This window comes from Sinorhizobium sp. 7-81 (genome assembly GCF_030124405.1).
GTDB lineage: Bacteria > Pseudomonadota > Alphaproteobacteria > Rhizobiales > Rhizobiaceae > Sinorhizobium > Sinorhizobium psoraleae.
The window spans coordinates 472,117-496,576 of sequence record NZ_JASKLT010000002.1 but is presented as its reverse complement, the minus strand read 5'-3'; the positions used below and the strand labels follow the sequence as shown (position 1 = coordinate 496,576).

The 24,460-nt window shown below is 61.1% G+C and carries 21 protein-coding genes; 13 read left to right on the top strand and 8 right to left on the bottom strand.

Features of this window, described 5'->3' with window-relative positions; all coding sequences use genetic code 11:
• The first annotated feature begins 177 nt into the window (after positions 1–177).
• On the top strand, positions 178–717 hold the full coding sequence (locus QN224_RS09570) for a hypothetical protein (protein WP_283976464.1): 540 nt from the start codon (positions 178–180) through the stop codon (positions 715–717).
• The gene (locus QN224_RS09565) at positions 710–1,162 is read left to right on the top strand and encodes a hypothetical protein (protein WP_283976463.1); all 453 of its coding nucleotides are present in this window, start codon (positions 710–712) and stop codon (positions 1,160–1,162) included. The genes QN224_RS09570 and QN224_RS09565 overlap by 8 nt, the downstream gene beginning before the upstream one ends.
• An 875-nt stretch (positions 1,163–2,037) precedes the next feature.
• Here the strand turns inward: QN224_RS09565 and QN224_RS09560 are convergent.
• Together QN224_RS09560 and QN224_RS09555 are read right to left on the bottom strand one after the other, a co-directional pair.
• Complete coding sequence (locus tag QN224_RS09560; protein WP_283976462.1) at positions 2,038–2,982, bottom strand: DUF2950 domain-containing protein; 945 nt, start codon at positions 2,980–2,982, stop codon at positions 2,038–2,040.
• 22 nt (positions 2,983–3,004) lie between these two features.
• Entirely contained in the window at positions 3,005–4,348 is a 1,344-nt protein-coding gene (locus QN224_RS09555; RefSeq protein WP_283976461.1) for a DUF3300 domain-containing protein, read from the bottom strand.
• Between the two features lie 212 nt (positions 4,349–4,560).
• Between QN224_RS09555 and QN224_RS09550 the strand changes: the two genes are divergently transcribed.
• The 5 genes from QN224_RS09550 (at position 4,561) to QN224_RS09530 (ending at position 9,566) form a co-directional block, all read left to right on the top strand.
• Positions 4,561–5,349: a pseudouridine synthase gene (locus QN224_RS09550; RefSeq protein ID WP_283976460.1), complete on the top strand. Its 789-nt coding sequence runs from the start codon at positions 4,561–4,563 to the stop codon at positions 5,347–5,349.
• 202 nt (positions 5,350–5,551) lie between these two features.
• Positions 5,552–6,529, top strand: a complete 978-nt coding sequence (locus tag QN224_RS09545) for a tripartite tricarboxylate transporter substrate-binding protein (RefSeq protein ID WP_283976459.1) — start codon at positions 5,552–5,554, stop codon at positions 6,527–6,529.
• 393 nt (positions 6,530–6,922) lie between these two features.
• Positions 6,923–7,384 (top strand): tripartite tricarboxylate transporter TctB family protein, encoded by a 462-nt coding sequence (locus QN224_RS09540; RefSeq protein ID WP_283976458.1) that lies wholly within the window; start codon positions 6,923–6,925, stop codon positions 7,382–7,384.
• Positions 7,385–7,393: 9 nt separating this feature from the next.
• On the top strand, positions 7,394–8,899 hold the full coding sequence (locus QN224_RS09535) for a tripartite tricarboxylate transporter permease (RefSeq protein WP_283976457.1): 1,506 nt from the start codon (positions 7,394–7,396) through the stop codon (positions 8,897–8,899).
• Positions 8,900–9,065: 166 nt separating this feature from the next.
• Complete coding sequence (locus QN224_RS09530) at positions 9,066–9,566, top strand: hypothetical protein (RefSeq protein WP_283976456.1); 501 nt, start codon at positions 9,066–9,068, stop codon at positions 9,564–9,566.
• 90 nt (positions 9,567–9,656) lie between these two features.
• Here QN224_RS09530 and QN224_RS09525 read toward each other — a convergent pair whose 3' ends face one another.
• Positions 9,657–10,799 carry an RHE_PE00001 family protein gene (locus QN224_RS09525; RefSeq protein ID WP_283976455.1) on the bottom strand — a complete coding sequence of 381 codons (1,143 nt, stop codon included), beginning with the start codon at positions 10,797–10,799 and terminating at the stop codon, positions 9,657–9,659.
• A 711-nt stretch (positions 10,800–11,510) separates the two neighbouring features.
• Between QN224_RS09525 and QN224_RS09520 the strand changes: the two genes are divergently transcribed.
• Positions 11,511–12,347 (top strand): glycosyl transferase, encoded by an 837-nt coding sequence (locus QN224_RS09520; protein WP_283976454.1) that lies wholly within the window; start codon positions 11,511–11,513, stop codon positions 12,345–12,347.
• Positions 12,348–12,936: 589 nt separating this feature from the next.
• Here the strand turns inward: QN224_RS09520 and repC are convergent.
• The 3 genes from repC to repA form a co-directional block, all read right to left on the bottom strand.
• Positions 12,937–14,262, bottom strand: coding sequence for a plasmid replication protein RepC (gene repC / locus QN224_RS09515; protein WP_283976453.1), 1,326 nt, complete (start codon positions 14,260–14,262; stop codon positions 12,937–12,939).
• Positions 14,263–14,418: 156 nt separating this feature from the next.
• Positions 14,419–15,423: a plasmid partitioning protein RepB gene (repB, locus tag QN224_RS09510; RefSeq protein WP_283976452.1), complete on the bottom strand. Its 1,005-nt coding sequence runs from the start codon at positions 15,421–15,423 to the stop codon at positions 14,419–14,421.
• A 3-nt stretch (positions 15,424–15,426) separates the two neighbouring features.
• Positions 15,427–16,623: a plasmid partitioning protein RepA gene (gene repA / locus QN224_RS09505; RefSeq protein ID WP_283976451.1), complete on the bottom strand. Its 1,197-nt coding sequence runs from the start codon at positions 16,621–16,623 to the stop codon at positions 15,427–15,429.
• Positions 16,624–17,390: 767 nt separating this feature from the next.
• On the opposite strand from repA, the gene QN224_RS09500 reads away from it, so the two are divergent.
• The 4 genes from QN224_RS09500 to QN224_RS09485 all read left to right on the top strand — a co-directional run bounded on the left by QN224_RS09500 (position 17,391) and on the right by QN224_RS09485 (position 21,510).
• On the top strand, positions 17,391–17,570 hold the full coding sequence (locus QN224_RS09500) for a hypothetical protein (RefSeq protein ID WP_283976450.1): 180 nt from the start codon (positions 17,391–17,393) through the stop codon (positions 17,568–17,570).
• 123 nt (positions 17,571–17,693) lie between these two features.
• Positions 17,694–18,080 carry an ester cyclase gene (locus QN224_RS09495; RefSeq protein WP_283976449.1) on the top strand — a complete coding sequence of 129 codons (387 nt, stop codon included), beginning with the start codon at positions 17,694–17,696 and terminating at the stop codon, positions 18,078–18,080.
• A 409-nt stretch (positions 18,081–18,489) separates the two neighbouring features.
• On the top strand, positions 18,490–19,191 hold the full coding sequence (gene hutC / locus QN224_RS09490) for a histidine utilization repressor (RefSeq protein WP_289624520.1): 702 nt from the start codon (positions 18,490–18,492) through the stop codon (positions 19,189–19,191).
• Positions 19,192–19,548: 357 nt separating this feature from the next.
• Positions 19,549–21,510, top strand: a complete 1,962-nt coding sequence (locus tag QN224_RS09485; protein WP_283976448.1) for an elongation factor G — start codon at positions 19,549–19,551, stop codon at positions 21,508–21,510.
• A gap of 62 nt (positions 21,511–21,572) precedes the next feature.
• On the opposite strand, the gene QN224_RS09480 is transcribed toward QN224_RS09485, so the two are convergent.
• Positions 21,573–22,157 carry an intradiol ring-cleavage dioxygenase gene (locus QN224_RS09480; protein WP_283976447.1) on the bottom strand — a complete coding sequence of 195 codons (585 nt, stop codon included), beginning with the start codon at positions 22,155–22,157 and terminating at the stop codon, positions 21,573–21,575.
• A 179-nt stretch (positions 22,158–22,336) separates the two neighbouring features.
• Complete coding sequence (locus QN224_RS09475; protein ID WP_283976446.1) at positions 22,337–23,536, bottom strand: multidrug effflux MFS transporter; 1,200 nt, start codon at positions 23,534–23,536, stop codon at positions 22,337–22,339.
• A 218-nt stretch (positions 23,537–23,754) separates the two neighbouring features.
• On the opposite strand from QN224_RS09475, the gene QN224_RS09470 reads away from it, so the two are divergent.
• Positions 23,755–24,459: a TetR/AcrR family transcriptional regulator C-terminal domain-containing protein gene (locus tag QN224_RS09470; protein ID WP_283976445.1), complete on the top strand. Its 705-nt coding sequence runs from the start codon at positions 23,755–23,757 to the stop codon at positions 24,457–24,459.
• Position 24,460: the final 1 nt, after the last annotated feature.

Below are 24,460 nucleotides of genomic sequence, written 5' to 3'. Positions count from 1 at the left end.
TTATCACAGAACCAAACGGTCTAGTTTGATCCTACGGCGCAACGCGCTGATCGTCGTGGACAGGTGGCCGACCGACACAGCGACACGGACTGGCGACCCGTAGTTAGCGCGACGGATGCAGACATCTCCAGCTATTCCCGGCGGCCGTCTGGCGGCCCCTCAACAGTGAGCAATGTCATGAAAACGACGACAACCCACCTGAGTTGCTCCTGCGGAGCCTTTTGCCTCGAAGTGCGCGGCACAGCCATCATCAGCACGGAATGCCACTGCAAGAGCTGTAGTGATGCGACCAGAAGGCTGGAGACGCTGCCCGTGCAGGCGCCGATCCGGACGATCCACGGCGGTACGCGCTACGTCCTTTATCGGAAGGATCTGGTCAGCCTTTTGGCCGGAACCGAAAACCTGCGGGAATTTCGCCTCGGGCCCAACGCATCAACGCGACGTGTTCTGACGTCCTGCTGCAACACTCCCATCTTTCTAGAGTTCAAGGGTGGCCACTGGCTTAGCCTCTACGGCGATCTCTGGAAGCAGCATGAACTCCCGCCCCTCGAATTGCGCACAATGACCCAGGATGCCCCTGATCGCGCTAGCGTGCCGGACGACGTGCCTTCCGGCGCCCTGGCTACGGCCGGCTTTTATGGCAGGCTGCTCGTCGCGTGGATCTCGATGGGCTTCAAAGTACCCGAGGTTGCTGTCAAGGAAGCTATCGATGCCTGACGATGAAAAAATCCTCATTGAAAGCATAACGTCGCCGCACCATACGGAGCGGGTCAACAAGACCAATACATGGCCCAAATACATGGCCATGCGCGACGCTTTGCTGGCCGCACTCCCCGAGCAGGCACCCGGGCTTACGATGGCCGAGGCAAACATCGCCATCCTACCCTACCTCTCCAAGGTCGAATTCCCTGGTGGCGCGAAGGCCGGATGGTGGTTGAAGGCCGTTCAACTGGATTTGGATGCCAAGGGCATTCATCCAGCGTGGTCCGGGAAAGCCGGTCAGACTTTTCAAGTGTCCTTGATACGTCAGCCAACATTGTTGGGGCGATGCATTCTGACTACACGAATGTCTGCTCCTGGCGCTTCTTCCGTTCAGATCGACAGCGACAGCGAGAATTTCCAAGCCCTGAGAGAGAGGCCGGGAGCGTGCAGGACCGAGTGAAGATCGGCATCTGTCGGGTTCATGGTCTGCGGGGTAGTGGGAGCAAATCGCCTGCACAGCGGATACGACGATGCCAACGCCTACCAGACGATCTTCCGCAAGACCCTCATCGCCTGCGCTTTTCCCTGTTCGGAGGGACCCGCCACGCGACGGCATGATCTGCAATCGGAGTGATTTCGGCGAAGCCGTGGCCAGTCGCCACGGATATGCGACGAGTATTAAACACCGCCCTTTTCCAGGAAACTGGGGCATTCGCATATACACGCGAATAACCTATAATATAATTTCTGCATATATCCGATCAAACCGAAGAGGCCCCGACGGCAATTCGGAGCCTCTTCAATTAAACGGAGATCATGCAGGCGACGCAATAGAGCACTGGCACCTCAATACGTCCTCATGACATTCTCTCGGCAGGGGACTACAAGGAAAATGCTTGAAGATGTGCCCGCGCACTTAGGAGATTACACAATCGAACGGACAAGGCAACCGAAAATAAGAAACGACTAATAAGTAATACTAAAGTCGAATTTCGTATGGCGGACAGGCGCTCCCGGCGCAGGGCGGTCACGGCCCCCAAAGCGCGTCGCGCGTGGCCCTGCCGCGACCGCATGATCCCTCAAATCAAACCGTTTGAGGTGCGTCCGATCGGAAGCTGTCGTTCGCCTTCATTGCCGTCGTGCGGTCCAGTTGGTAGCCGTCCCAGCCTCCGCGCCGAGCATTTCGCTGAGCTCCAGCAGTTTCCTGGCCACCGGCTGCTCAAGCACCCTCACCGGCCCGCTGATCGTTTGGTGAGTGCCGTTTCGGCTGCCTTGATTTTCGACGCCGGCGATGGAGATAACGTCCCTCGCCGGCAGGCAGCCCGTCCGAACGCTTCAGTCGGCAACCACGGTCCATTTGTCGTCCGGATTGAACCGATCGATGAAGGGCACGATCGCTTCGGTGCTCGGACCGAGATCCGCTTCGTAAACGATACCATGCTGGTTGACGACGAAGGTGTTGACGCCGGTCTCGGCATATTTGACCGGCCAGGCGATCAAACCGAAACCGGCGATCATGTTATCATTGATGACATAGTCGTATTTGCCGCCGGCGATATTGTCGCCCTGGGAAGTCAGGATGCGGAACCGGTAACCGAAATAGCCCTCTCCTGCCTTGGTCTTTTCCAGGACCGCTTCGCTGATCGCGGCACCGACCGGGCTTTCGCCATCGCCCTGCTCGGCCGGCCAATAAAGCCCGTCCGTCTGGCCGTCGCTGCTGATGAGTTTCTGGGCGTATTCCAGGACGCCATCGCCGTCGCGATCCAGCGCCGCGTACTCCTTCTGCGCCTCGACATAGGCACGCACCGCCTCGATCGCCTCCTCTTCGTTCCGGCCGACGCGGCGGTTCACGATCTCCTCGAGACCGACATAGGTGTCGAAAGACCATTTGCCGTCCTCACCCTTGGTGATCGGGAATGGCAACGGCCAGAGCCGATCGCCGATTTCGAGGATCTTCTGATTGCCGCGATCACGAAGGACGACCTGCCGTGCCGCGCCCTCGCGAATGAGGGCAAATGTGTCCATGACCCCTTCGCTCGCCTTTAGCTTCGTCGCATCGAGGCCAAGCAGGCCGGCAACGCCGTTGAAGTCGTCAGCCGCGAGCGCCTTCTTGAACGTCTCGACGGCTGCGGACGGATCGTCGAAGAGCGGCGAGTCATTCGCCGACGCATAGTCGCTGATGTCGCTGGCTTCCTGGGCATGAATCGGTCCGACTGAAGCGAGCGAGAGCGCGACGGAAACGGCAGATCCGAGGAGGATCAATTGAAAGAGCTTGATCATGGTCGTGCCCCCTGTTGCCCGGTCAGTGCCTGCGACCGCCGCCGCGTTTGATTACCTTGTGCGGCCTGCCGCCGCCGCTGTGACCGCCGCCCATGCTGTGCCCGCCGCGCCGGGATGCGAGCGTTTCCCGCTTTCCATGGGAGACGTTGCCAAGCGCGGACGGTTTGCGCGGGCGGCTGTCGAGCTTCGCCGCCGCCTTGGGTTTGCCGACAGGCCGGTCGATCTTCGCCGGCCGCTTGGCGGTCGACCGGTTAATGCCTGGCTGGGCGACATCGCGTCGCGCCGCCGCAGGACTTTCGAGGCTCGGTCTCGGCCTTGCTTCCGGCCCCTGCCTTGCCTGCAAGCCCTCGAGCGTGCTCTTGCGCACATCCTTTAGCTGGCCGCCCGCAGGGCGCTGCGCGGGCCGATCTCTGTTGAGTTCGGCGGCGCGGCTGCGGATGCTGTTGTCGCTATTGGCCTTGATATTGTTGCGGATATTCGTCCTGTCGAACTTCTGGAACTGGTCCCGGTCGAAGCTCAGCTTGCTGCGATCGACATTCTTCCAGTCGATGTCGTTCCACTTGATCTTGCCGTTGATGTCGACGTGGTTGAAGCACTTGTTGCAATCGACATTGATGTCGCCGTCCCAGCGCCCGCCCCAGACGCCCCAATCGTCCCAGTCTACGACTGCGGCCCAGATTGCACCGGTCACCGCGCCGGCGAAGAAGGTCGCTGCCGGATAATAGTAGGCGGGATAGGGCTCGGGATAATAACCGATCGGCACCGGCGCATAGTCCGGCTCGTAGAGCATTTCCGGCGGATACTGCGGAACATAGATCTTCTCCAGGCTCGCCGATTGGATGACGATGTTGTCGTTGTCCTCGACGACCTTGACCTTGTCGTCGGACTTGATGACGCCCTTCGCGACCGCTTCCTCGCGCAGTTGCTGGATCGCGATCAACACATCCTTCTGCTGGTAGGCGATCGCCTGGCCAAGTTGTTGCGTCCAATCGAGGTCGTCGCTCATCATCTCGACGATCTGCGGATAGTTCAGCAGTGAAATCACGCTGCCGTCCCAGTCCTCCTTCGGCTGCATATCGGGATTTTTCGCACGGGCCTGGAGAAACCGCTCGGCCTCGACGATCTGCAAGGGATAGAGCGAAGCAGCGGAAATCAGCGCGACCAGCTCGTCGGGATAAAGCGCGATGCGGGCGACGAGGATCTCGAGCTCGTCTTCGGTGAGCGGCTCCGGCTCCGCCTGCTCCTGGGCGGGAACGGTGGCCATCTGCTGGGCCAAGGCCTTCGTCAGGGTAAGGGGGTTGCCTCCAATTGGCAGCAGCGATATCGCCGCCAAGGCAGTCACGCCCCGCAGAATTGACTTGATCATGACGACGCCTCCCAATTCGCCCGTCGAAGAAGACGCCGCTCTCTCAACGAAGCGGTTCACGTTCAGGACGAGCCTGTCGCACAAGTCGCAGGCGAGATTATCATTCTTGATCTTCGTATCAAAGCTACAGCAATCAATGGGTTTCTACTCTGGCCGAGCGGCGCGGATTGTGCCAGATGGACCACGGTCAAACACCGTGGAGACTGGAAGTCGTGAACAAGCGGCGCCCCTCACCGAAGAGACATGGCAACGAAGCGAAAGCCGACGCCGGCAAGCGGGTAACGTTGGCGCGCGCGCTCTCGAAGCTCGGCTATTGCTCCCGTACGCAGGCCGAGAAGCTGATCGCCGACGGACGCGTCAGCGTCGGTGGCAGAAGGACGACCGACCTTTCCCGCTGGGTCGACATCGAGGCCGATCGGATTGCCGTCGACGGTGTCACAGTCACGGCGGAAGCAAAGATTTATCTGATGCTGAACAAGCCGCGCGGCCTCGTTACCACACGCGAGGACCCGGAGGGGCGACCGACAGTCTATAGTTGCCTCGGCGACGCCGACGCGCGGTTTCTCTCGCCGGTCGGCCGGCTCGACAAGGCGAGCGAGGGACTTCTGCTCTTTACCAACGATACCGTTCTGGCGCAGCGTCTGCTCGATCCGGAAACGCATCTCGGCAAGATCTATCACGTACAGGTGAGCGGCATCTTCGACGATGCCGCGGCCGCCCGTATGATCGAAGGCGTGAGCGAAGGTGGCGAGCAACTGCGCGCCGCGCGCGTGCAACGGCTGAGAAGCGGCGACCGCAACAGCTGGGTCGAGGTCGAGTTGCAGGAGGGTAGAAACCGGCAGATCCGCCGCATGCTCGACGTGCTCGGTTTCGAGTGCCTTCGACTCGTACGCGTCTCGATCGGCGAGATAGAGCTCGGCGACTTGCCGAAAGGCGCCGTTCGGCCGCTGACGGAGGCCGAGATCGAATATCTCCGGCGGCGCACCGCTCTCGAAGCTTGAGCAGAACTATGGGTGGAAATCCACCCATCGCCCGGGGACTTTGTTTCCAAATCCACCCATATCGCGCGGGGCGAGCGCGGAAAACGGTAAAATGACCGCGGGCAGCGGTTGTATGTGCTAAAATCCCGTCCGCTAATAGGCGATCCAGAACCGGCGCGGGAGGACCATGCCGGCTGGTCCATAATTTCATCGGGAGGAAAAGATGAAAATTCTGCAAGCGCTTCTGGGCGCTGTCGCCGCCGTTTCCCTGTTTGCCGCCCCGGCCAGCGCCCAAAACTATCCGGAGCGCTCGATCACGATGGTCGTTCCCTTCTCGGCCGGTGGCCCGACCGACACGGTCGCCCGCCTCGTCGCCGAATCCATGTCGGAGGATCTCGGCCAGCAGATCATCGTCGAGAACGTCGGCGGCGCCGGCGGCACGCTTGGCGCCGGCCGCGTCGCACAGGCCGATCCGGACGGCTACACGATCCTGCTGCACCATATCGGCATGGCGACCAGCGCCACGCTCTATCGCAAGCTTGCCTATGACACGCTGAACGCCTTCGAATATGTTGGCCTCGTCACCGAAGTGCCGATGACGATCGTCGCTCGCAAGGACTTCGAACCGACGGATCTCAAGGGGCTGATCGACTACGTCAAGGCCAACAAGGACACCGTGACGGTCGCCAATGCCGGTATCGGCGCCGCGTCGCATCTTTGCGGCATGATGTTCATGAGCGCGATCGACACCCAGCTCACCACCGTACCGTACAAGGGCACCGGTCCGGCAATGACTGACCTGCTCGGCGGCCAGGTCGACATCATGTGCGACCAGACGACCAATACCACCAAGCAGATCCAGGGCGGCACGATCAAAGCCTATGCCGTCACCTCTCCGGCCCGCCTCAAGATCTTCCCGGATCTGCCGACGGCGGTCGAAAGCGGCCTTGCCGATTTCCAGGTCGGCATCTGGCACGGCATCTATGCGCCGAAAGGCACGCCTGCCGAGGTGACCGAACGCCTGTCGAAGTCGCTGCAGCTGGCGCTCAAGGATCAGAACGTCACCGCCCGCTTTGCCGAACTCGGCACCGAACCGTCGAGCGAAGCGGACGCGACGCCGGCGGCGCTGAAGGCCAAGCTCGAGAGCGAGATCGCCCGCTGGAAGCCGGTGATCGAGGCCGCTGGTCAGTACGCCGATTGATTGCGTGACAGAACTCGCCGCCGTCCCCGTCGCTAGACAGGCACGGCGGCGACCTGTCTCCGGTCGCGGTGATCGAATGCATAGGAACCGGAAGACGTGATCGGTTCGAGATGTGGTGCGGGATAGGGCTAGCGCGGTCATGCCTTCCTTGTCCCGCGTCAGTGCCGAGACCGGACGTTGACAGCTGTCAACTCGGCAAAGGTCGGGTGCCCCTTGCCCGGATAACGAGACGCGAGCACATTCGCCTATAGCGCCGCGTCTCATCAGACGCGCAAAGGACGCTGCAGCACTTTGAATTGCTGCATGTTTTTATCCTTAAATCGGGTAGGATTTAAGGAAACACGCCGCAGAAGGGAGCGCGGCTCAACGGCTCCCGAACAAAATGGGGACACGATGAAATCCATCTCCTTCGACACGACCAATGCCCTGTGCGGCGGCATCCTGACGGCCGTCGGGTTGTTCTTCGTCTGGCAGTCGCTCACCCTCGAGCTCGGCACCGCCTTCCGCATGGGCCCCGGTTACTTCCCGCTCCTGCTCGCCTGCGTGTTGACGCTGCTCGGCGCCGTCATCCTTGTGCAGTCCGCACGGGTTCAAGGCGAACCGATGGGGGCGATCGCCGTCCGCGGCATGTTTTTCATTCTGCCGGCACCGATCTTTTTCGGGCTGACCGTGCGAGGACTGGGGTTTGTTCCGGCAATCTTCTGCACCGCGCTCATTGCCTGTTTCGCCTCGCACCGCATGAAGCCGCATTGGGCGCTCGCCATCTCGCTTGCGTTGACAGTCTTTTCGGTCGCCGTGTTCAGCTATGGTCTCAATCTCCCGTTCGAGCGTTTCGGCCCCTGGGTCCGGTTCTAGGAGGCAGCCATGGATCTTTTCAGCAATCTCGCCCTCGGCTTCGCCACCGCCGCCTCGCCGGCCAACCTTCTCTTCTGCCTGATCGGCGTTCTCCTCGGCACGCTGATCGGCGTCCTGCCCGGCATCGGCGCAACGGCAACGATCGCCATGCTCCTGCCGATCACCTTCCAGCTCGAGCCGGTTTCCTCGCTGATCATGCTCGCCGGCATCTATTACGGCGCGCAATATGGCGGCTCGACCACCGCCATCCTGATCAACATGCCGGGCGAGTCATCCTCCGCGGTGACCGCGATCGACGGCTACCAGATGGCGCGCAATGGCCGCGCCGGCGCAGCACTCGCGATTGCGGCGCTCGGCTCGTTCTTTGCCGGAACCGTCTCGACCTTCCTCGTCGCGATCTTCGCGCCACCGCTGACCGAGATCGCGCTGGAGTTCGGCGCGGCCGAATATTTCTCGCTGATGATCGTCGGCCTCGTTTCCTCCGTAGCACTTGCCCATGGCTCGATCATCAAGGCACTGGCGATGGTCGCGCTCGGCCTGCTGCTCGGCCTTGTCGGCACTGACATCTATACCGGCACGCCGCGCTTCACGCTCGGCATTCGCGAATATGCCGACGGTCTCAATTTCGTGGCGGTTGCCGTCGGCGTCTTCGGCATCGCCGAGATCCTGCGCAATCTTGAAAGCGAGAAGACCCGCGAAGTGCTGATGGCCAAGGTCAGCGACCTGATGCCGACTCGCGAGGATTTCAAGCGGATGTTCGCGCCGGTGGTGCGCGGCACCGTGATCGGTTCGGCACTTGGCATTCTGCCGGGCGGCGGTGCGATCCTCGCCGCCTTCGCCTCCTATACGGTGGAAAAGCGTATCTCCGACCGCCCGGAGGAATTCGGCCGCGGTGCCATCGCCGGTGTCGCAGGACCGGAGAGCGCCAACAATGCCGGCGCACAGACGTCCTTCATTCCGCTGCTGACGCTCGGCATTCCGGCAAACCCTGTCATGGCGCTGATGATCGGCGCGATGATCATCCAGGGCATCGTGCCAGGCCCGAACGTCGCGGTGGAGCAGCCGGCGCTCTTCTGGGGCATCATCGCGTCCATGTGGATCGGCAATCTGATGCTCGTCGTCTTGAACCTGCCGCTGATCGGGCTCTGGGTGAAGCTCCTGAAGATCCCCTATTTCGTGCTGTTTCCGATCATCATGGCCTTCTGCTCGATCGGGGTCTACAGCGTCAATTCCAACGTCTACGACCTTTACGCGGTCGCCTTCTTCGGCCTCGTCGGCTACCTGCTCCTGAAGCTGCGCTGCGAGCCAGCGCCGCTGCTCCTCGGCTTCGTGTTGGGGCCGCTGCTTGAAGAGAACCTCCGGCGCGCGATGATCCTGTCGCGCGGCGACCCGACGACCTTCGTCACCCGACCGATCAGCGCCGTGCTGCTGCTGATCGCGGCCATCGTGCTCGTCGTCGTCTTCCTGCCGAGCGTCAAGGCCAAGCGCGAGGAGGTCTTCCTCGAGGAGGATTGACGGCAGCGGCGCGATGGCGCCGCTGGCCAAATGTCGTTGCCGACCCGTGAAAAGGTTGACAGCAACGCAAGAAAGGAACCTCATGCGGGTTGGGGCGTTCGTCAAGCGATCGACGAGCGCCCATGCTTCGCCGATTCCGATTCCCCCAGGAGGAGGTTCTACGAAGATGATCCAGCGTCTGCTGGCCGCATGCGGCCTGTTCTTTGCTGTTGGGGCAGCGCAGGCCGACGAGACGGCATTTCTCGGGTCGCTGGAGGGCCAGTGGGCCGGCGACGGCATGGTGAAAGTCCGGATCAACCGGTCGCCTATCAACGTGTCCTGCACCTTCAATTCGCAAGCGAGCGGTCCGGCCCTATCGATGAAGGGAACCTGCCGCGGTCTGATCGTCGTTTCGCGCGCCGTTGGCGCCGATTTGCAATTCAACGGCTCAAGCTACAGCGGCTTCTATGTCGGGCCGAGTGGAAGACGGGCAGGCTTGACCGGAAACAGACGCGGCAATGCGATCAACCTTACGATACGCTGGCCGAGGGAAGTGAACGGCGATCGCAGCGCAAACCTGACCCTCCAGAAGGTCGGACAGAACGGCATGAGACTTGTGACGACCGATGTCGATCCGAGGTCCGGCTACAGCGTCGTTACCAGCGACATCAATCTGCGCCGGCAATAACGTCGCCTGAGCCAGGACGCGCCAAAGCGCCAACTCTTTGAAGCTACGCAATTCCGGCTGGAAAACCGTCGCGCACTTCCTGGAATTGTCCTAAAGCACGCCCCAGCCGCGGTAGCGTCCCCTGCCCGTCATCTCGCGCACGCCGAGCTCACGCACCAGATTGAGCGCGCTTCGCTGAGTGACGCCGACGTGGCGGGCGATCAGCGCCGTCGAGACGATCGGCCGCGACAGAACGAGATCGATCAATCCAGGGAGATTGCTGCTCGAGCGCCGGTCCCTGATCCGCATCTCCATTTGCGTCTTTGCCAGAGAAAGCCGGTCGAGTTCCTTCATGCCAAGGTCGGCTGTCACCGCCATCGCCTCGAGGAAAGCGAGCAATCGTGTGAGCCTGTCCTTCGAGCGGCGACGCTCGTGACGGATCGTCTTCAGGCCGGTGTTGAATGCCAGCACGTGCGAAGACACCTTCCCGCGAAAGCGTAAATAGACCCCGACGAGCAGCGAGCCAAGCCAATGCTGCCGGCGCAGCGGCTCGATACGCTCCCAGGCGTCGAAGAGGATTGCCGCCCCAAGCGAAGCCGGCAACTGATCGGCTGCCGCCAGAACGGCGCGCCAGGCATCGAGGCGCTGCTCCTCGTCCCACTCCTCCTCGAAGAGCAATCCGAGTTGCCCCATCGGTTCCGACCTCGCCTTGGCGGCTGGCGACAACGCCGGGTCCATCTCGTTGGTGCCGTCCGCATGTGTGTCCAGCAACCTTTGCGACCGGGCGATTGCTGCATCGAGTTCGGCAAATTCAGCGGCGAGCGGATTTTCGTCTGGATCATCTTCCGCGTCCGAGGCCGCATCGTCCCGACGACCTTCCTCGCGAAGGTTCTGCTCCGTGACTGCCCCGCCCTCGCCCCTGAGCACGTTCAACCCGCCGCTCGTCAGGGCCCAGTCCGGTTCCGCGAGATCCAGCCGACGGCGGGCGCGCAGCACTGCATGCGCGATGGTCAGTTCATGAGAGGGTGCGCGCGCATCCATGTGAGCGTCATGCAGCACGAGATCCTCGACATGCACCAGTTCCCCGGCGACCCAAAGCGCTGCCGCCGCGTCGAAGAACTGTCCGCGTTCGCGAAAGCCCTCCGAAACCGCATGCCGCCCGGCTCGCTCGTCGAGACGCGCAAGGCTGTCTTCCGCCGCAATCAGGGCCGGCAGCAGCGTTGGATGGAGCGGATCAGGGATTTCGTATCTCATTTTAAAGACGAAACGTTATCAACGAAACGGAAGGTAACACGCGATTATTTTCCGTCACAGGCTTCCCAGGCTTTCTCCCCCGCTAATATCGCGACTGTGGCTTGCGGGCATCGAGCATTGCTGTGAGCTGGCGAAAGGCCATCGCATAGAGGCCACCATTGCCTTCGAGCGGCAGTTGACAGCTGTCAACGTCCGACACTGCGGCGAGAGGTGCGCCGGCCTGAGGACAAAGGAGAGCAATACATCGCGCTACGGCCGCGCCGTTGACAGCTGTCAACTGACATCGATATGAAGTCGGCCACGTTCTAAATGCCGGCGGTGCTCCCAAAAAGAAGCACGCTGGAGAGTGACTATTGATGGGTAGCCTGCAACGGCGCTGCAATTCTCATCCGAGGCGACGTTGAGATTAGGTGCGCAAGGATCAATCCGCATCTCTCGACCGTACCCAACCGAAAGCGTGAGAGTGCACCAGCGGGATAGGAAATCGAAAGCAATTCCCCGACTGTCGAAGTTTGAGCCGCGTCTATAAGGCGGATGGATGAACTCGGCCCTTGCGGAAAGACCTTTGGTAGGCGGCATAACTACAGCGCCGCGTCCAATCGGACGCGCTAAGTCGCTGTAGCACTTTGAATTGCTGCGTGATTTTGTCCTTAGATCGATTCCGATTTAAGGATCGATGCAGCAGGCAAACTAAGGAAGAGCGGAGAGCCCATGGCAAGCGTTCTGGCGGCAAGCGGCGGCGTCAAGCAGGTGATATGCATCAACTGGGGCACGAAATACGGGCCTCCCTTCATCAATCGGCTTTACGCCATGGTCGCGCGCAACATTACGCCGCCTTTCACATTCACCTGTTTCACCGACAACCGCAGCGGCCTGCGTCCAGAGATTCTCTGCGAGGACCTGCCGCCGCTCGACGTTGCGATGCCGGTCAATACGAAAGGCATCTGGCCGAAGGCGCGGCTCTGGGGTCCGAAACTCGGCAGCCTCACCGGCCCGGTCCTCTTCCTCGACCTCGACCTCGTGATCGTCGGGTCGCTTGATTCTTTCTTCGAGGTCGGCGAGCCCGATGATGTGATCCTGGCGCGCAACCAGACGACGCCGTTCGAACGGCTCGGCCAGACGTCATTGTTCCGGTTTCCGGTCGGCAAGCTCGTTCCCTTGCAGGAAAAGTTCCGCGCCGATCCGCAGGGGGTTGCGGATGAATACAGCTTCGAACAACGCTTCGTCACCCGCAATGCACCGGGCGGCGTAAAGCTCTTTCCGCGGCGCTGGGTTCTGCATTTCCGGCAGGATTGCCGCTGGCCCCTTCCGATCAACTATTTCCTCGCACCGCGGTTGCCTGCCGACGGCCGGGTGGTCCTCTTTCCCCGCAGTCTGCTGCCGCAGCACGCGATCGATGGACGGTTCGGCTACAAGGGGCGTCGCGCGACGCCGCTCGAACATATCCGCGGCCTTTTTTCTCCGGACCGGCGCGAGAAAAGTGCGCTGCGCTATCTGCGGCACTACATCCGCCCGACGCCATGGGTGGCTGAACACTGGCACGAATGAGCGGCTTTCCTCCGCGACATTCAGAAGAATATCAGCAGCGGTCTCGAAGATTGGCTTAGAGGCGACGAACCTCCGGTCTGCGAGCCGCCACGGCAATTTCTCGGAAACCAACGATTTCGGAGGGAAGACTGTTACACCCTTCCCTGGACTTGCTTTGGTAAAACGAATGTGTCGTGATAGCCGAGCGACTGTTGACAGCTGTCAACCATGGAAAGCGAAGAGCTTGAGAGCGGTCCGCGAGCGTTAGCTTCGTTCGGCCGCCGAGTGGGTGGGAACGGCTCGTTTTTTTGCCATCCGAGGTGTCGGAAATTATGAGCGAGATAGCTTCCGCAAGGCCCAATTAAACTCTTTTTCACCAATAGCTTACGATAGCCGCAGAATTGTTAAGAAACAGCCACCAAAGACCGCCAAACGCGCATCCAAGCGAATCCGTCACGGCATCGAGTGTCGGATATTTCGTGGTTTAACGCAATGGTCCGATGGGGGTGCGGCTATAGGAGAGGCGTCACTTCCCCCTGCCGCTGATGACAGCCATTCGGACAGCGCCCGAACGCGAAGGCTGCGTTCCTTCCAAACGGCCATGCTCGCCCTAATGCGCAAGCACCATTCCTCCGGGCTCCTTCCCTCCACTTTGCTTGGCGCGGCTCAACGCGACGATCATTGGAGCAAGCGTAAATTCCTGCCGCTGCGCCCGTTTGGTGAGCTCACGCAGGTAACCGCCTGGCGATGTGATGTGCTCGGCCCTTTCGAGAATGCAGGCGACGACGGTTGCCGCGTTCTCGCAACCAAGGACGGAGCAGGCCGCATCATAGGCATCGGCGCTGACGTTGAGCATGGAGCGGACGACGATCGCCGCCGTCATCAGGTCCTTCCAACTGGAAATCCGGCCGGAAGGCCCATAGTCGGCGATCTGTGGGCAGGCCTGCAGGATGGCGAGCAGCGGGATTTCACGATGTGGTCTTTGAGATGGCGTGACCGAGCGATCGGCGGCTGCCGACGACCACGGTGCGCCGCCAGGCGCCGGTCTCGGTAAGCGTTCGGTCAAAGCCGTTGCCGGGCTCGCTTCGACGTCGTTTCGTAAAAATGGTTCCGATCCTTTTCCCAAGCCACGTTCAGATTCAGAAAGGGAGTCTGGATGTGTATTCTGTATGTGGCATCCATTCTGGCGATCATTGGTGTCCGTTTTTCCAGAATTCAGTAATTTTTCCAATTGATTGGTAAGATCGCACCGAAGACTCTCCATGGAGCCGAGGAGAGCCTCGATGTCGGCGGGCGAGGGCTTGCGGGGAAGCGGGGCGGTAAGGTGCTCAAACAGGAGCGCGTAGTCCTGCCAGTCGCCTTGCGGAGCGCTTTCGCGGACGAGATCCAGCAACTTGGCAACGTCGCGCCGGCAGAGGCTCAATCTCTCACGCATCACGCGCAGATGCTGCCGTTCAGCGGCAAGCTGCGCCGAGGTGGTTTCGAACTCGGCCGCGCGTGCGATCAGCGGTGAGAGGTCGAACCCGAAGGCTTCTCCGACAGAGCCGCTGTGGCTTCGCCGGGCGTAGCGCTTGCCGTTGGGGCTATCGCGTCGAAGGATGAGGCCAGCATCGACAAGGGCCGCGATGTGGCGGCGCAACGTCGTTCCAGCCATGCCATGCGCTCGAAGCGAGAGCTGTGCATTCGATGGGAAAACGACGAGGCCGCTCCCCTTTGCGAGCTCGGAGCCCGGATAAAAGCTCAGCAATGCGTTCAGCACCGCCAACGATCGATCCGACACGCCGACGACCGTCTTCGCTTCACAGAGCCAGCGAAACAGTTTCCATTTGTCGACCGATCGCTCCGCCTGGGTGCGGCTGGCGGTGATTTGACTTGAGAGCATCCCAAGCGTCATCGGCCGCCGCCCAAAGGGCGTCGTCACACTTCCACGTTCCATTTTTCTTCACCTTATCCAAGGCAAAAGAAAATCGTTCGCCGAAACGACGTCAAAAACTCTTGACACTGATTCGCGGAAATGGGATTCTCAGGTTGCTACACGAGAGAAGGGTTTCCGCAGCGCTAGTCGTTCGGAAGCCTTTTTCTTTTGCTCTGTTTAATCTCCTGTTTCCTGTTGGTATTCGAGGTACAGAGATTGCAGCCTCTGCCTCACGAAATCGGCAAAACCCGGCGCAACCTTCTTACTGAAGGCGAGAGTCGTTTCCGACTCTGTCTCGCGGATGCGCACGGGGCGTGTACGGTCAGGTGCGGTCCAGGCTTCCGCCTTTGATCGCTCCTTGGCGGTGCTGAGAAAGCTGAACAGTTTCTCGAAGCGCTGATCGCTTTCACCCGTCGGAAAATCGGCTTGCTCGACAAATCCGAGCGCCCGCGTTCGGCTGCCGTCGAGATCGAGAAGATCGGCCAGTTCCATCCATCGCCGACGCCCAAAGGACGGGGCGGCACCGACCGCCTCGATCACTTCGACCGGCAATCGACGAACGATGGTGATCATCTTCGACAAGGCCGCCTTGTCGACGCCGAGCGCCGACATGATGATCTCGCGGGAGAAGCCGCGATCTTCAAGCCGGGTCGCAAACAGCGCGCGTTCGATGAAGGAAAGATCGGTGCGGGCGTTGTTCTCCTGTCCCTGGGAGACGACAAGCTGTTCGTCGCTGAGGTTGCGAATGACCGCCTTGATCTTCCCGCCGATCTCACGCAGTGCCGCAAGCCGGCGATGGCCATAGGCGACCTGATAGCGCTCCTTCGCGGTCGGGTGCGGACGCACCAGGATCGGGACCTGTTGTCCGTGGTCGCGGATCTGTTGCACCAGCGCGGCCTGCGCCTCGGCCGTAACGCCCAGCCGGTCGACGACGAAAGAAGCGTCGATCAGCGAAGGGTCGAGATCAACGATCGATTGCCCTTCGGCAAGCTGGCGCTCCAGTTCTTCAGCGCGCTCCACCTTCTGGGTGATGTTCGATAGCGACCTGGTGATTCCGCCGACGAGACCGCTTGACCGGTGGCCTTGCGCGAGGCCGGCGATCGGCCGCTCGACGGCCGGCCGCTCTCCTTCGATCGGGGCAGTCGGGCTGTCAGAAATACCGATCAGGTTCTTGCGCGCCATCGATTACTTCCTTCCCCAGACCTTGCGGACTATCTCTTCGATCTCCGCGTTGACGAGAGAGAGCGAATCCATCGCCCGGTCATAGGTGCCGCGTATGAATTGCGAGCGTTCCACCTCGTAGAGCGTCTGTTTGGTGACGCCGGCGTCCGAGATGGCGGTCGACTTCACCATGGCATTCTGGAGCATGCGATTGCCGAAGATCGCCCGCATGAAGCCGGTCATCTGGCTTTGGGGACCATCGTTTGGCTCGAAGCGTGTTACGAGATAGCGCATCCAGTCATAGCTGGTGCGGCCGCCCGCCTTCTCGACGACAGCCATGAGGTCGCTCGTCATCGACAGGAATTGCGACATCGACATCACGTCGAGCATTTGCGGATGCACGGTGATGAGCACCGACGTCGCCGCGCAGAGCGCCGACATGGTCAGAAAGCCGAGCTGCGGCGGGCAGTCGATGACGACGATGTCGTAGAAGCCCTCGATCTCGGAAAGCGCCTCACCGATTCTTGCGAAGAACAGCGTCTCGGATGAGCCGCCGATCATCGCCTTAGGTGTCTCGTGTTCGAACTCCATCAGCTCGAGATTGCCGGGGATCAGATGGAGATTGGTCGTGTAGGTGGCGCGGACGACGTCGGCGATAGAGCGCGGGCTCTCGTAGCGAATGGCGCCATAAAGTGTTTCCGCCTCGCCGACGTCGAGCTCCGGCTGATGACCGAAGAGGGCGGAAAGCGAGGCCTGGGGATCGAGATCGATCGCCAGCACGCGATAGCCGCGGAGCGCGAGATATTGGGAAAGATGGGCCGACGTCGTGGTCTTGCCCGACCCGCCCTTGAAATTCATGACCGAGATGACCTGGAGCTTTTCGCCCGGTCGGCGGTGGGGGATGTATTTTCCGGTCTTGCTGCCCTCGTCGAGCACACGGCGGATGCGATCGATGTCATCGACGGCATACATGCGCCGGCCGTTTGACAGCGGCTCCGGCCCGTGGCCTTCTGAAGCGATCTGGCGAAGATAGCCTTCACCGATTCCGATGAAGGCAGCCGCCTCGGCCGGCGTGAACAGCCGCATGGTTTTTTGTGCAGTCGGGGAGAAGATCTTTTTCTGATGTTCCTGCAGCTGGTGAGCGAGTTCCTGAGCGTCGGCGGACAGCAGTGATGGCAAATGCTCCTGCTCCTCAAGACCCTGGATTCTCTGTTGCAACATCGTCATCTCCGGAAAACTGCGCAAAATTCGCCAATAGGAACCAATCTGCGCAGTTATACTATGCGCCGATTCGCTGCCAATTTACAAACGCTTAACAAAATGCCCTTTTATGCGCTGCGCGGGTCGCAGTTTATGAATTTCACTGTTTACGAGTTGTCCGCGGACAACTTTACCGGCGACCTTCAACGCGGTTGTCCGCGGACAACCGGCGAGTTCGTCCGGGTGTCGTCAACGTGCCCACGTCGCCACCGGTTCAATCGACAGGATGACGATGCCGCGAGCGATGCTCGCGATTTGGCTAGGTGTGAACCAAACTAATGGACGCTACGCAGGTCCGATCGGAGGCTGGTCCGTCGTCGGTCGGCGCGACGGCTCGCAGTGTGATCGGCGCAGCGGAAGGTGATGGCCGCGCAGTTGGTCTGGAAATGTGGTGATTCCATCCGGCCTGTCCTTCCCGTTCGGATCGAGGGGTCAGTTGCGCGGCGTTTGTCGCGTGCTGCTGAAGCCGCGGCAGGGTTGGAACGCGGGCCTAGTGCTTTGAATTCATTTGATCCCTGTTTGGGCGATCGCTGCCACAAAGCGGCTTCGATCAATCGAAGCGTATGGGGCACCATCGCAGATCGGCTCTGCCGCCCGAGGAACTCCCGCATCCGTCGAGCCCTCGGTCGGCAGCAGGAGTGATAGAACATAAATTTAGTAGACTATTGACAGCATGCTGGATTGTGGCAGGCTTGTGTCTCGAAAACGCGAGCAGGGAAGGGCGCTGCATGTTCTATCTCGGTGGAATGACGCTTGGCTATTTCGAGCCGCCGGCACCAAAAGCGGTGATGCGCGGCGAGAAAACCGTGTCGAGTCTCGTCCGTGGCGATGCTTCGGCGGAGCGCGAACGGGAGCAGGAACAGGAATGGGCACGCGCCTTCCTGACACCTTGGCATCTCTTCTACTAGGCTTGAGGCTCGCATCGGAACCGCGGCTAAGAACATGCAGCAATTCAAGGCGTCACAGCGTGCTTTGCCCGCCTGACAGGACGCGCGGCATTGTAGACTTGGAGCAGTACGGAGGTAGCTGCCATGACGAAAACCGGTCTCTCCGACGTCTACCGAAGCTACATCGCCTGCCTGAACAAACAGGACTGGCCGAATCTGGGCCAGTTCGTTCATGATGACGTTCATTACAACGGCGAGCGGATCGGGTTATCAGGCTATCGGGAAATGCTGGAGGGAGATTTTCGCGCGATCCCCGACCTCCATTTCGATATCCATCTGCTCATCTGCGAACCGCCTCTTGTAGCGAGCCGTCTGCGCTTCGACTGCACGCCGACAGGACTCCTGTTTGGCCTCCACGTAAATGGAAAAAGAGTCTCGTTCACTGAGAACGTGTTCTATGAATTCAAGGACGAGCGAATCGAGAAGGTGTGGTCCGTCATAGACAAGGCCGCCATCGAAACCCAACTTTAGTGCGAAAAATGTCCGGAACGGTCGCTCTACGGCAAATTTTGCAGGCACGCTCAGGGTCAATAAAAGTCAACGGCGACGCGGCCGGTCCAAGGTTGAACCAGTTTCGAGGCTGGGCGATCCAGCAAGGGGAGGGGCTGCTTTCTGTATGCCTCGGCTGGGCGCACGAACACCGATCGCTGCACGCCCGCTGTCCATGGCGGCATCGGGCATGTTCTTCCGGAACTGCATGAGGCCGTCGTAACAATTTGATTGTGCAGCATCCTGCGTGGAAAAACGGTGGGCGGCCTCGCGGGGACTGTCGCCGCGGCAGGAATTGTTTAAGGTGCGGGATCAGTCACCAGCCGAGGGTCCCGCCATTTCCACCGATCGTTCTTCCCAGGAGGAAAACCGTCAAGAGCAGCCGCTTTCCCTGCATCAGCGGATCCTCAGCGACGTCGAGGGGCACATCATGTCCGGCGACTGGCCGCCGGGATATCGAATTCCTTTCGAGCACGAGTTGACGGAGCAATATGGTTGCTCGCGCATGACCGTGAACAAGGCGCTGACCGAACTCGTCAAAAAGGGATTGATCGAGCGGCGGCGTAAATCGGGCAGCTATGTCACTTTTCCGCACGTCCAGTCCGCGGTCATGGAAATCCACGACGTTAAGCTCGAGGTGCAGTCGCTCGGTCTCGAATACGGCTACCGTCTCGACGAGCGGCATGTCCGCAAGATCAGTGCTAGCGACTCGGGACGCATCGACCTGCCAGCCTCGTCGCGGTTGCTCGATATCACCTGCCTGCATCTGGCAAGCGGCCGGCCTTTTTGCCTCGAGGAACGGCTGATCAGCCTTTCGGCGGTGCCGGAGGCGGAGGCGGAGCCGTTCGATGCCGTCGCCCCCGGCTCCTGGCTGCTCGGCAAGGTGCCGTGGAGCACGGCGGAGCATCGTATCCGCGCCGTGGCGGCAAGCCGCCAGGCCGCCCAGGCCCTCGGTGTCGCGGTTGGATCCCCCTGCCTCGTCATCGAACGGCGGACCTGGAGCGGCGGTGCGCCGGTCACCAGCGTTCGGCTGACCTATCCGGGCGATCGCCACGAGCTGGTCGCGGAGTTTGCGCCGAGCGCCATCGGTTGACGGTGCGACGAAGGAGTGAATGCAGGCATGGCGTTCCTTCTGCCGTGTCGCACTTTCGCTGCCGGGTTCGCGGCCTTTTCCCGAGATAGTCGATCTCAGCTTGCGTAGCGACGGGCGCGGGTGCACCCTTGTAAAGCCTTGACCTCGCGAGGGGAGGGAACGGCGTCGGAGAAAGGACCGATCTCCGGCGCATTGCGCCGTGCGGGACATCTTGGCTGCTTGCATGTTCCTTGGATCGCAACGGATTTGAGGAGAAAACATGCAGCAATTCAAAGTGCTACAGCGACTCTGCGCGTCTGAAAAGACACACCACGCCGCTGTAGAGACGTGTCATCGTGGTAGATTGGAGGATCGCCGATGCGCTGCTTCACGGTACTTGGGCCTTCGCAGACCGGAAAATCCACGCTCGTGGAAAAGCTGGGTCTGCTTGAAGGCCAGCCAAGAAAATCCGCCTCTCCCTATGGGTTGAGCGTGACGGAGTTCGAATTCGGAAACGAGGAGTGGTGTGCGCTCGACACGCCCGGAACCAATGAAGCGCTGGCGCATGTGCAGGATGCGCTTCTCGCCAGCGACGCCTGCGTGCTCTGTGTTTCGCCGGTCCCGGACGAAGCCGTGCTCGCGGCGCCTTATCTCAAGGCGATCGAGGCGTCGGGGACGCCCTGCATTCTTTTCGTCAACCGCATGGATGAGCCGAGAGAACGGCTCAGAGACGTCGTCGCCGCTCTCCAGGACTATTCCAACCACCCTCTCGTGCTGCGGCAGATCCCGATTCGCGACGGCGACAAGATCATCGGCAGTTGCGACCTGATTTCGGAGCGCGCCTGGCGCTACCGGGAAGGCCAGACGTCTGCGCTTTTCGAGCTTCCAGAAAGCGTCATCGACCGCGAGCACGAGGCGCGGACCGAGTTGCTCGAACATCTTTCCGAATTCGATGACTGGCTTCTGGAAGAGCTGATCGAGGACCGCGAACCGGCGAGCGATGCGATCTATTCGATCTCGAAGCGGGTCTTGAGCGAAAACAAGATCATCCCGGTGCTCGTCGGTGCCGCAAGCCACAGCAACGGCATTCTGCGGCTGATGAAGGCGCTTCGTCATGATGCGCCACGGGTCGAGGCGCTGCGAACACGCCTTGCCGCCGCCGCCGGCATTTCCGATACGACGCTCTCTGCCGTCAGCTTTCATGCCCATCATCGCCCGAGTGTCGGCAAGACCGTGCTTGTTCGCGCCCTCCAGAACGGCGTGAAGCAGGGGGCCGCCCTCGGCGGCGCCGGTCTCGGGGCCTTGCAGGACCCGGCGAACGGCCGCCCTATAGCGTCGACGACGCCGGTTCCCGGTCAAGTCTTCGCCGCCGTGAAGTCCGATCACCTCATCGTGCCGTCGCTGTTGACGGCCAATGCCACGGTGGCGCCGCCGGAATGGACGGCGCCGCCAACGCCCATGCTGGAACGCATCCTGGTGCCGGAAAGCGAGCGCGACGAAACCAAGCTCTCCGAAACGCTCGCCAAGCTTTCCGAAACCGATCGCGGGCTCAAGGTCATGCAGGAGGAGGGGACCGGCGCGCAATTGGTCTGCGCCCAGGGGCCGGTGCACCTGCGCGACCTCTGCCGGACGCTCTCCGATGTCTTTCACGTCCAGGTCAGCGAGCAATCGCCGAGCCCCGTCTATCGCGAGACGATCTCGAAGTCGTCGGACGTGCATTATCGTCACCGCAAGCAGACCGGCGGCGCCGGCCAGTTTGCGGACGTGAAGCTCAGCGTTCATCCCAATGAGCGCGGCGGCGGGTTTACCTTTGCCGAAACCGTCAAGGGCGGCGCCGTTCCGAGGAACTTCATACCGGCGGTCGAAGCAGGCGCGCGCGAGGCGATGGACAAAGGCCCGCTCGGCTTCAAGGTCATCGATGTCGGCGTGATGCTGACCGACGGTCAGCATCACTCAGTCGACAGTTCGGAATACGCGTTTCGCACGGCCGGAAAGATGGGCGTCCGCCAGGCCCTCTCGCAAGCCTCGTCCGTGCTGATGCAGCCGATCTTCCGCGTAGAGATCCACATTCCTTCCATCTATTCCGGCAGTCTCGTGCCGATCGTTTCGACACTCAAAGGGCAGGTTCTCGGTTTCGACCGGGACGAGGGCGCAAAGGGGTGGGATATCTTCCGCGCTCTCGTTCCCGGGTCCGCGCTCGACGATCTGGCACGTTCGCTACGATCGGCCACGCAGGGGATCGGCTACTTCTCCAAGAGCTTCGATCATTTCGAGGAGCTTTATGGCAAGGAAGCGCAGAGCGTGATCACGGCGCATGGAGCGCATGCGAACGAACATTGAGTGAAACTTCGCGAGACCGCTGCGAGGGATATCCTCAGAGGCGGTCTCGCACCTTGGGGGCTTTAGACGACGAAATCGAAGCGGCCGAATTTCCCGTCGGCGGTCTTGCTGATCTCGAGCAGAAGCGCATCCGAATACAGGCGGTCCCGCGCGTTGCCCGGTTCGTTCGGAAAGAAGAGCTGCGTCGTAAGCAGCCTGCCGCCCCGACGCTGCACGCGAAGATGATAGTGCCGGGTCCTGCCGGAATAACGCGCTGGAACGACCGTGGCGAACCACCAGCGGCCGGTCGCATCGGTGAACTGGTGCGCGCGCAGCCGGAAACCGCTCGTGTCGTAGGCGCCCGTCTCGTCGGCATGCCAGATTTCGACGAGGCTGTTGCCGAGCGGCCGGCAGTCTCTGTCGAGAACATAGCCGGCCAGCGTAATGCGCTCGCCACCGGGGGAATCGGCAAAGAGCTCATGACGCATGGGCGCGTTGGGTTTGTAGAAGGGACCTGCTGTCCGTGCGAGGGTGAGGTCGCGATCGTTGCCGCAGGCGGGCGTCAGCGGCACGCGGGGCCGTTGCGCGGTGGCCTCTTGGATGCTCGCGATGGGCAAGGCCGGGATCGCGAGAAATGCGGTCAGCAGAGAACGTCGCGTTGGAAGCATGGCGGGCTCCTTTCACGCTCCTATCGGGCGCGGCCCGGTGCTTCCCGTCAAACATCGTCGTGCGCCGCGCCCGTCTGTCGACGTTAGCACGTAATCGACGGGAGCAGCTTCACAAAGCGTTCATCGGCGCGCGACCGCGAGTGGCCCGCGCATCCTTTCGGGACGCGCGGGGAATTCGTTTATTCCGCGGCGACGACCCGGCGGCGACGGCCGATCGTTGCCTGGGTAACAAGGAATGCTGCAAGCGCGCAGAGCGCGATGCCGGCGGCCATCGGCAGCGCCGTGCCGTCGAAGAAGATGCTGGTGATGACCATCGCCACGGCGGAGGTGACGAAATGCAGCGTTCCCATCAGCGCCGACGCGGTGCCGGCGATTTCGCCGTGATCTTCCAGCGCCAGCACTGCCGACGTAGGGATGACGAGACCGAGGACGCCGTAGCCGACGAAGAGGAAGGCCGCCATGACCGGCAGTTGATTGATGCCGAGGCTCATGACCACGAACATGCTGACCATGGTCAGCGCGAACAATATCACCGCCATCCGCATCAGCCGGACGAGTCCGAAGCGTTCGCCAAGCCAGCCGGTCGCCTGCGACACGGCGAAGAACGAGACGGCGTTGATCGAGAAGGCGAAGCTGTATTGCGTCGGCGTCAGGCCGTAATGGTCGATCAGGACGAAGGGCGAGTTCGCCAGATAGACCAGGAAGCTCGATATGCCGAGGCCGCCGATGAAGGCAAGCGTCAGGAAGTTGCGGTCGCCAAGGAGCAGCCGGTAGGCGGCCATGGCGCTGGCAACAGTGCTGTCCGACCGATGCTCCTTCGGCCTTGTCTCCTCGAGTTGCGTCGAAAGCAGGATGAGACCGATGATGGCCGCGATCATCACCGCATAGAAGACGCCGCGCCAGCCGTAGAATTCGATCACCGCGCTGCCGGTCAGCGGTGCGAGAATCGGCGAAATGCTGAAGACGAGCATGAGCAGCGACATCAGCCGCGCGGCCTGGACGCCGGTGTGCATGTCGCGCACGACCGCGCGCGGGATGACCATGCCGGCGGCACCGCCGATGCCCTGAAGGAAGCGGAAGGCGATTAGGGTTTCGATGTCGCTCGCCACCGCGCAGCCGATGCTCGCCACCGCGAAAAGCCCGATGCCGAGATAGAGCGGCGTCTTGCGGCCCCAGATATCCGAGAGCGGACCGTAGACGAGCTGGAACAGCGCGAAGGAGATGAAGAAGGAGAGCAGGCTCAGTTGCACGACGTGGTTTTCAGCGCCGAGATCCTTGCCGATCGACGGCAGGGCCGGAAGGTACATGTCGATCGCGAAGGGTCCTATAGCCGATAAAAGGCCGAGAATAATCGCAGTGCGTAGAAATGAGGTGGTCATGATGATGCTCTTTCAGAAACCGCGAAGGCAGAGCCGGATGTACCTGCCGGCCCATCGCTGTCGCTAAAGGTTGAAATGGAAAAGCAGCCACCGGAACTGCCTGGATGCGGCTTGGGAGGATCACACCGGCGCGGCGACTGCTTGTGTCAAATAAATTGGACACACATGTAAAATTAGACACCATTGTCTAAATCGTCAACACGTCTTATTTTCAGGGCATGAAAAAACCGAACGCGCCGCAACCGAAGACAGGCGGCCCCACCCAGAAAGGCCAATGCGCCAAACGCGTCTCGATATTGGACGCCGCCGCCGATGTGTTTTGCCGCGAAGGCTTTGCCGGCGCCAGCATCGACGAAATCGCGATGGAAGCCTGCGTCTCTCGGCAGACCGTCTACAACCACTACCGCGAAAAAGAGACGCTGTTCATGGCGGTCGTCCAGGACATCATGGACCGCGCCAATGCTGCGCTGTTTTCCATTCTGGCGACCTTTCCCGACAACGGCGACAATCTCGAAGACGATCTGACCGCCTTTGCCGTCCGTCTCAACAAGAACTGCGTGTGCAATCACGACGGAAAATTCATCCGCAAGCTGGTGCAGACGGAGGGCGAGCGTTATCCGCATCTCTTCGAGATCTGGCGCCAGCAGGGACCGGGCAAGATAGGAACCGCTTTATCGGCGCTCCTTGCCCGGCTTTCCCATGTCGCGCGGCTGGACATCGACGACTTCGACCTTGCCGCCAAGCAGTTCCTCGCTCTGGTTAACGCCGATCTGCCGATGAACAGCTTCTTTGGCGGAGTGCCGACGGATGAGGAACTCGAGAAGGCCGCCCGCGCGGCGGTGCGGACGTTCCTGCGCGCCTATGGCGGAAAGCCGGCTAAGGGCGCAGGGCAGGTCGAAGAACTCCGCGAAGAGCCGGTCTAAC